We start from the raw sequence: 8,980 nt of genomic DNA on the forward strand, positions 1-8,980 counted from the left end.
GTGGAAACGCACTAAAATATTAACTTCATCAGGCCGGTTTATATCAACAAGATACAGGTAAAAAGAGAAATTATCAGGTAAGGGCTACTGCCAGCTAAGCGCAGCTATTTGTCCTGATAGAAAGGCAAAATGAAAGTCGGGGGAGGTATACGCCCAACCGTTCACGGCAAGATACTACCGTTCCGCGGCCGGGCGGTTTGCGCAGGGAGCTAGATTACCCGCACGCGGTCTACATGCAGCTCGTCGCGCAAAATTTCGAGGCCCTTATAGGCTAGGGGGCGGCCAGTGTTCGTAGTCAGCTCGCCACCTTCCCGATACAGATGAGCGATGTCGAGCACAAGCTGCGTGTATTTTAGCTCTCCCAACTCAATAGCCACCGGCCGGCCTCGGCTAAGATCGAAGGCGGCAAGGGCGTGGTCTATTTCATCCAGAATTTTACTCATGGAAAAGAAGCGCTTGGGCGAGAGAGGGGCCAAGATAGGACATTACTAAAAACTACATATTTCCCAAGGCCCCAAATTACCGAAGGGGTTGCCTAAAGCCCGTACCTTCGCCACTATGGCATCTTCTTCTCCATCCGCCGAGTTACGGACCCGGCCCATTGGCATGTTCGATAGTGGGATTGGTGGACTTACCGTCGCGCGGGCTGTCAGCCGACTGCTGCCTCACGAGCAACTTATTTACTTCGGCGACACGGCCCATCTGCCCTACGGCGACAAAAGCACGGCGGCTATTCAGGCTTATTCGGTCAAAATCTGCGACTTACTGCTAAAACAGCAATGCAAGGTGATACTGATTGCCTGCAACTCAGCTTCGGCGGCGGCCTACGAGCTGGTGCGGGAGTACGTGGGCTCGAAGGCGCGGGTACTTAACGTAATTGACCCGATTGTAGCGCATGTGGGCAAAGCGTACGCCGGCCGCGCCGTAGGACTAATCGGTACGAAGCAAACGGTCAATTCCAACGTGTACAAAAAAAAGCTGGACGACCTCGACGCGGGCGTGCAGCTGCACGCCCTGGCCACGCCGCTGCTGGCCCCAATGATTGAGGAAGGCTTTTTTAATAATAGTGTCAGCGACAATATTATCCAAAACTACCTCACTAATCCGGCCCTCGATAGTATTGAGGCACTGGTGCTGGCCTGCACGCATTATCCCATGATCAAGGAGCAGATTACTCAATTCTACGAGGGGAAAGTAGAAGTATTGGACGCTTCCGACGCCGTAGCCACCCACGCGCAAGCGTATCTGGAAGAGCACAACCTGGCCGCGCGGCCCGCCAAAAAGCCCCCCACGCATCAGTTTTACGTTTCTGACTTCACCCGGTCTTTTGAGGAAAGCACCCGCATTTTCTTCGGGCAGGAAGTTCATCTGGAGCACTACCCGCTGTGGGAGTAGCGTATAGATGGATGAAGCTATTAGTCTATTTTGCGGGAGTTTGAGCCTGTCTGGTGGCCTTCTAATAAGAGAAAGTGAATCCGACCTTTTTCAGCGCTATTCACGTTTAGGTAATCTGAGTAGTTTGCCTGTCAGAAGGCGCGCAACCTCTAAGATTTACAGCAGCAAGGAGTTAAAAACCATGAAAAAGACCTATCACCATCTTGGCGACTGGCGCCGCAATACATTACTGGTAGCGGCGGCCGCTACTTTGGGCTTGTCGGTACTGCCGGCCTGCTCGGGCAATAGCGGTTCCGAAGCCAGCCAGGAGCAATGGAGTGGGGGTGAAACCTATTCGGAGGGTGTTATCACGGAAATGACCGAGGTGCAGCCCGGCGAGTGGAAAGTAACCGCTGAGCGTCCTGCTGGCAAAGAAGAAGTAGCTGCTATTCTGAAGCACTTTGATGGCCAGGTAGATACGTTGCAGGGGCAGGCCTTGCAGAAGCAGATGCAGGATTATAGCCGTCAGCACCCCGAAAACCGGGTGGCCGGCACCGGCATGATGGATATTTTGATGTGGAGTGGCATCGGCTACATGGCTGGCCGCTTCCTGACGCCTAATCGGGGGGCATACGCCAACCCTGGCCTGCTTCAGCAAAACGCGGGCTGGCGCCAGAATGTGGCGCAGGAGCAACGGCAGGGTCGGGGCTTCTTTGGTCGTGGGTTTGCGGGCAACCGCGCCGCTGGGACCGGAATTCGCCCCAGCACCTCAGTGTCACGGTCGGGGGTTCGTAGTACCGCCCCGCGGGCTGGCCGTAGCAGTGGCTTTTCCAATCGGGGGGGCGGCAGCTTTGGCGGCTAGCCAAAAAAGCCTGGTTATTCTAAAATTTGCCCCCCAGCACCTTACACAGGAGGTTGGGGGGCAAATACATACTATATAGTTACCAACTGTATGATAAAGCTGTTACCTCTGATGGGGGATATCGGGCCTGCCGTACGTGGCTTGGGTTGGGAGTGGGCTATCGAAGATGCCTGCGCAACTTACGTCGCGCGGGAAGCAATTGTAGTGACTGAGACTGAGGCCGATACGTTGCTTCAGGCTGCCGATACGCTCTATGACATGCTCGTAGCGTCTATTCCCGACCCAATTCCGGATGATCTTCTTCAATTGTTGGCCATTCCTGCGAACTTATGGGCGGCGGTGCGCCATTCCTGGAACGATGAGCGGCACTGGCACCTATATGGTCGGTTTGACCTGGCTGCCACGCCAGATGGCCCCAAACTACTTGAGTTCAATGCCGACACCGCCACCAGCCTTCCTGAAACGGCCGTGGTGCAATGGGCCAGTCTGGTAGCCTCGGGCACCTCCGACGAAAGTCGGCAGGCCAATGGACTCTTTGAAGGGCTAAGTGCGCAGTTTAGCCAGTGGCTGGAACTCAATCTTGACTTGGAGCCGAGCTTATTACTTGTGTATTTGCCCGGTAGCGCGGAAGACGAAGCTAACTGCGCTGTATTGGCCGAAGCCGCCCGCGAGGCTGGTTTTGAACAGGTGCAGTTGTGTCCGGTAGATGATATGCAGGTGTCGGTAGCGGGAGAGGAGCGAGGCGTATGGGCACCGATGGAGGGTGAGCAATGGCAACGTTTTGGATTCCTGTTTAAGCTGGTGCCTTGGGAAATCCTGGCCCAGGAAGAGCCCGCACTCACCGCCGATTTAAGCGAACTGCTGCTAAGCCGTGACGTAATAATTGCCAATCCGGCTTATGCCCTCTTGTTTCAGAGCAAAGGCATTTTGGCGTGGCTGTGGCAAGTGTATCCGCACCATCCACTGCTACTGGAGGCAGCCTTGCAGGACTTGCCGGGCCATAGTGTGCGCAAGCCACTCTTCGGTCGGGAGGGGCAGAATGTAGCCGAAATGCGCGAGGGACAAGTGGCGAACGAGGTTCCCGGCGAATTTGCCCCCCAGCCGCAAGTACGTCAGCGCTGGGCTGAGTTGCCCACCGACGAGCAACAGCGCCTCTACCAGGCGGGAGTATTTTGGGCTGGGGAAGGATGCGCTTTAGGGTTTCGCCGTGATAAAGCCTTCATTACTAATCTGTCGGAGTTTGTGCCGCATATACTGGGGTAAACGTGCTACTCAGTAACGGATTGACTTAGTCGTATTTCGTTGTTAGTTACTAGCTAAACGAAAAGCTATTAGGATAATAGCGTCTAATTAACTGTATAAGGCAGAGTAGTTGCCTCTATCTAGGCTCAAGAAGTAAGATAGCTACAAAAATACCCAGCCCCCATAGTTCACCATGCAGATGGCCAGAGCTATAGAGGCTGGGTATTCTATTGTCGTCCAAAAAAATATGCTGATGGCAGAATTAAGGTATGTTAATTGTAGTGGACAAGCCCAAACACGAGTTTGTATATTACTGAGAATCAGATTTGTTGCTAATCCAAAAAATAATTGTATTTCATCGGTTTTTCAAAGCCCGGCTGCAAACGGTCTGAATTTCGTTTGAATAAAATGCACTGCTCTCTAACTGAATTTATAAAACAAAATAATATAATATCCTATATAAATTTTAACTATGTTATGTTATATTAAAAATTCTTACTGGTCATTTTTTTAGTATAAATGGTTAGAAAAACCATAAATACCTTTAAAAGTATACACACCGGAATCTTGCAAAATTCGTATTGTAGTAGGGTTTGTATAAAGCCATAAAGTACGTTGTATAAGTCACATCTCATTCTCTATAAACTTTCTTTCTCACGCGTATGAAAAACACTTACCTAAGTACCATGACCCGAGCATTACGACCTCGTATTTGGACTATTCTACTTTTTTTAGTTGCAATTCCCATGTTAGGGTGGGCACAAGTAAGCAAAATTACGGTCGATCCTGACTTTAACAATTTCAGATCAGTACCAGTTAATACACCCTCAATCGCAGCCAAAATTCTGGTTGATGCGGCGGATTTAGGGACTACTCCTATTACTATCTCTGTAAGAGACTTTGCAGGGACTTACGAGATCAGCCTTGACAACAAGGTTTTTACTTCTGGCCCGCTGACTTTAAACTTAAAAACGGCTAAAAACGGCTCCGTTAGTGACGCTGTTTATATCCGGTTTTTCCCAAAGTCGGGAGGAACTGTAATCGACTATGTGGATTTTGATAGTAACGGTGAGCATGCAGAAGTTTTTGTTTCAGGTACAGGAGTAGCCCCTACTATTACGCCTGCCGCTACTAACATCTTCTTCGGTAACGTCACTGTTAACAGTTCTTCTACCAAGTCATTATCTATTTCATATAGAAATACTCAGGGCAATCTTACTTTAAATGTGCCTTCTGGTTCAGCCTTTCTATTGAGCTACGCTGGTGGAACCCCTGCCAGCTCGGTGGTTATTCCCGTTACATCTTCTAATACAGTAGCTAGCCGTTCAGTTGACGTGATTTTTACGCCAACATCAACGATCAGCTATAGCTCTACATTACAGATTACTAGCCCTAATGCCACTACACAAGTAGTCACGTTGAACGGGTCAGGTGTACCGCAACCAATTTTAACTGCTAGTCCTACTATTCTCCCAGACTTTGGTGCTGTTGTAGTCGGCCAAACTTCTTTCACTCAGTCGTTTGAAGTAAAGGGTAGTTTCTTGCAGGGACCGGTGACTGTTACGGCTCCCGCTAATGGCGCTTTCAAGATCCGGACTGGCACTACTGCTTTCTCCACGAGCGAAATTAACCTGACTCCTGCTACCGACGGATCAATAGATGCCAGCGTTGACGTGGTGTTTGCACCAACTGCTACCGGTGCAGTTAGTGGCGCCATTACCGTTGCTTCAACAGGGGTGGCATCTTCTCAGGTTCAGGTTAGCGGAACCGGCACGGCTGTAGGACAGCCCGCGATTGTCGCTTCACCTACGCTCCTCGATTTTGGTACCGTAAGCAGCAATGGTTCGGCTAATACCCTGAAGTTTACATTGAGTGCCACTGGCCTCACTGAGCGTCTTGTGCTGACACCTTCCTACATTGTTTCTGGCGTTGATACAATTCGCAATATTGAGTTCCGTGATACCTCGGTTCCAGGCTTGTTTCGGACCCGTCCGCAGGCCATTAACCAAGTGAACGGTAATATTCAGACTCGTACAATTGAGGTAAATCTGGGAGGAACAATAGCCAATGGTAAATTCCGTGGTTCATTGACCCTGAGCAGCGCAGGTACGCAAACGGTTGTTACAATTGAGGCTAACAGCACGGGCACTCAATCAGTTATCGTAACTTCTCCCGGTGCATTTACGCAATTTACTACCGTTCCTAACGTGCCTTCGGCAGTACAGTCGTATCAGCTCTCCGGACAGAACCTGCTACAGCCTATTACGGTAACTGCTCCGCTTCTTTTCCAGGTGTCAAAGTTTAATGACTTCAGCGACCTGACGGATCCGAAAGCAACGGGTAACTCCATTTCATTTGCTCCGAACAAAGGCAACGATTTGACCCCCGCTGTCAACGTATATGTGCGCTTCTATCCTACTACTGCTACTACGGTTTCAGACGGTGTAAGAAACACGAGTGCACCAGCTACCGGTACCAGCATCCCGGTCTCGGCTACCAGCGTTCCCTCGATCCAGACGGCCGATGTTGCTTCTATAAAGCAGGTAGTTATTTATACGTCGAAGGTTAACGAAACGCCAATTACGGTTCGTGCTTCGCGGGTGCAGCGGGATATTACCATCTCAGTGTTGCAGTCTTCCAACTCCTTCAACCCCAATAATACCCCCCAATATCAGTTGTCGTTGGATGGTAATACCTATGGTTCGACGGTCGTACTGCGTCCTAACCTAGATCCGAATAGCTCAGCGGTTTACACCGTAGATCAGCCGATATACGTTCGCTACAACCCAACGTATCTAGGCGTGGCGAATGCGGTATTGCAGTATCAGAGCGGTGACTTCTCGGTTCAAACATCCCAGTCGTTTACAGCTAATGGCCTGATTACAGGCGCATCGATTGCAACAGAGCCAGCCCAAACGTTGGTGGCCGCACAACAAGGCATTACTCGCAGCGCTGACGGTAAATCTGCCACTGTAAACTTTAACCCGGTTCCAGAGCGCTCAGGCACTGCAACTTATGGCGAAGGACGCCTGATCGTAGCCAGTGAGAATGGCGTATTAACCAATAGCACCTCAACCCAGCCAATTGACGGCAAAGGGTATGAAACCGTAAATGGTGAGTATAATGGCAAGGATCAGGGAACAATAGCTCCCGGCTTCTACACGGTATTCGCGGGTACTGCGGTTCCGAGCACGACTATTACGGGCCTTGATCCCTACAAGACATATTATTTCTACATCTATGGCTACAACAACATTGATCCTACCCAGAATATCAGCGTAACAGGTGCGGAGAATTATCTTACTCCTACTACTCCAACCAGCCTAGTAGGGATTAAGTCTGATGGTCTGCCTCCTATCATTCTGCCGGTTGAATTAGTATCGTTCACAGCTAAACTGCAGAACAATAAGGTGAATCTAAACTGGGTTACTGCCTCCGAGAAAAACAACAAGGGCTTTGAAATTCAGCGTAGTGAAGATGCTGCTACCTTCTCCACTATTCTGTTCAAAAACGGCAAGGGCACTACAAGTAACAAGAGCATTTACACTGCCTTTGATGAGCAGCCATTATCCGGCATATCTTACTACCGCCTCAAGCAGGTAGATAATGACGGTAAAATCAGCTTGTCAAATGTTGTTGTCATTACGAACAGTGAGTTGGTAGAAGTTGCGATGTATCCCAACCCAACCCAAGGCGTCCTCAATATTCGCTTGCCTTATACCAGCAAAGCAGGTGCTCAGGTAACCATTACTGACCTGAGCGGCCGAGTAGTGCGCACTGAGAACTTGGCTGCTAACGGTGAAGTAAGTATGAACTCCTTACGTAACGGCACTTATCTGGTGACCGTGAACGACGGAGCGAAGAAGGTTACCCGCCGAATTGTGAAGAACTAACCCGTAGCAAAAAATTAATAAAAAAGCCCTCCGGATTCTGGGGGGCTTTTTTATTAACCAAATGAATATGGCACGGTTTAAGGTAACCAGTTGTGCTTGCCTCCAACTTTATTTATTTATATTATTATCCTTATTCAAAGCATGAAAATTTTCAGGTTTAGCTTATGCTCACAACCCGCTTTATTCTCAATAGCTACCTTCCTTATCTGCTTGCTATTTGCACCGAAAACCTACGCATCAACTTATACTTGGGTAGGAACAGGCGGAAATAATAATTGGTCAAACGTCAATAACTGGGAGCCGGCGCGCGTTACAGCTAACGATGATGTGCTAATTTTTGACGGGAGCCGAACGGCTGCGGCCACCGTATACGTCGACTTTGCATCGCCGCAGATTATTAGTCAGTTGCGGTTCATAAACAACATTGTGGTCGTGTTGACGGTGCAGCCCAATGCTGATGCAGCTGCAGCACCACCAGCCCGGCAATTGACGATGGCTACTGCTTTACTGGGTGCCAATTTGGATATTGCCGCTGGGAGTTCAGTGCAGATAAAAAGCCCGGATGGAGTGAAATCCACAGCTGGGCTGGGATTTTACCTAGGCACAGAGGGCACAGCGACTATTGCCGGTACACTTATATTCGGTAGTAGCAGTACGGCATCACTCACCAATGACCCCCATCAATTGATTTCCCTCAAAAAAGGCTTCAATACCATTCAGTTCGTTGCGGGCAGCACCTTTAGGGCCGATAAGACATTTACTGGCTCTCCGTTTAATGATAAATCGGAGTCAAGTGGTACTGTCGTTTTCCGGAGCGGCTCTTTGTATGATCATCGGGGTGGGGGAGCGCCATTCGGCACAAGCCTGCCTACTGCCCCAGTAGCTATTCTGGAAAAAGGTAATCGATATATCTACTCTGTTACGTCAACCGCGGCTGGCCCCCAGCTGCCCGGTCGTACCTACGGTTATATTGAATATAACCGACCGACTACCAGCACTGCTATCGTAGGGGGCAGCGCTGCTGTAAGCCCCACCGGTTTGCCATTGGTAATCCTAGATGATTTGGTTATTACGACGGGCAATGTTCGTCTTAACCTAGCCAATGTTACACTTCAGGGCAATCTGATACTGAATGGCGGTAGCTTAGCAAATACTACTGGAGCTTCTACGGTAACTTTTAAAGGCAATACCAGTCAGCTTATTACCAGTGCGGCTGCTACCCCAGTACCCGTCCTATTTGGTAGTTTTATTACGGTAGTAGTTGATAACGGAGCTGGTGTGACCCTGCAAACACCGGTGCAGATAGCCAAAGCGTTAACGCTGACCAATGGCGTTGTAAACACTACTGCCGGGACGCTTACACTGCTCGCTGGCGCCGTCACTGTAGCCAATGAGAAGAGCTTTGTGGCTGGCCCACTCACCAGAGCGGTAGCGGCGAGCGGCACTACTAGCTTAGCATTCCCACTCGGCCACGGCACTGCATTTCGCCCCTTGACACTCGCCATGGACCATAGTGATGGTACAGAAGTGCGCTATACTGCTAAGCTAATAAAAGGAAAGCCAACCGTACGACTCTTTTCCGGCGAGATCAACAAAGTGTCAGCGGTAC

The 8,980-nt window shown here is 49.8% G+C and carries 6 protein-coding genes; 5 read left to right on the forward strand and 1 reads right to left on the reverse strand.

The window, feature by feature from the left end; genetic code table 11:
* Positions 1-209 precede the first annotated feature (209 nt).
* Entirely contained in the window at positions 210-443 is a 234-nt protein-coding gene (locus B9A24_RS14595; protein WP_084446765.1) for a hypothetical protein, read from the reverse strand.
* A 115-nt stretch (positions 444-558) separates the two neighbouring features.
* Here B9A24_RS14595 and murI point away from each other — a divergent pair, with 115 nt between their 5' ends.
* The 5 genes from murI to B9A24_RS14620 form a co-directional block, all read left to right on the forward strand.
* Positions 559-1,395: a glutamate racemase gene (murI, locus tag B9A24_RS14600; RefSeq protein ID WP_084446766.1), complete on the forward strand. Its 837-nt coding sequence runs from the start codon at positions 559-561 to the stop codon at positions 1,393-1,395.
* A 181-nt stretch (positions 1,396-1,576) separates the two neighbouring features.
* A complete protein-coding gene (locus B9A24_RS14605) occupies positions 1,577-2,236 on the forward strand; it encodes a Cj0371 family chemotaxis-regulating polar lipoprotein (protein ID WP_084446767.1) in 660 nt (219 codons plus the stop codon).
* 90 nt (positions 2,237-2,326) lie between these two features.
* Positions 2,327-3,499, forward strand: coding sequence for a glutathionylspermidine synthase family protein (locus B9A24_RS14610; protein ID WP_084446768.1), 1,173 nt, complete (start codon positions 2,327-2,329; stop codon positions 3,497-3,499).
* Between the two features lie 665 nt (positions 3,500-4,164).
* On the forward strand, positions 4,165-7,371 hold the full coding sequence (locus B9A24_RS14615) for a T9SS type A sorting domain-containing protein (protein WP_234997309.1): 3,207 nt from the start codon (positions 4,165-4,167) through the stop codon (positions 7,369-7,371).
* Positions 7,372-7,467: 96 nt separating this feature from the next.
* Positions 7,468-8,980: hypothetical protein (locus B9A24_RS14620; RefSeq protein WP_143434954.1), on the forward strand; the 1,513-nt coding region annotated here is incomplete at its 3' end.

Source organism: Hymenobacter roseosalivarius DSM 11622 (assembly GCF_900176135.1).
Classification (GTDB): Bacteria; Bacteroidota; Bacteroidia; order Cytophagales; family Hymenobacteraceae; genus Hymenobacter; species Hymenobacter roseosalivarius.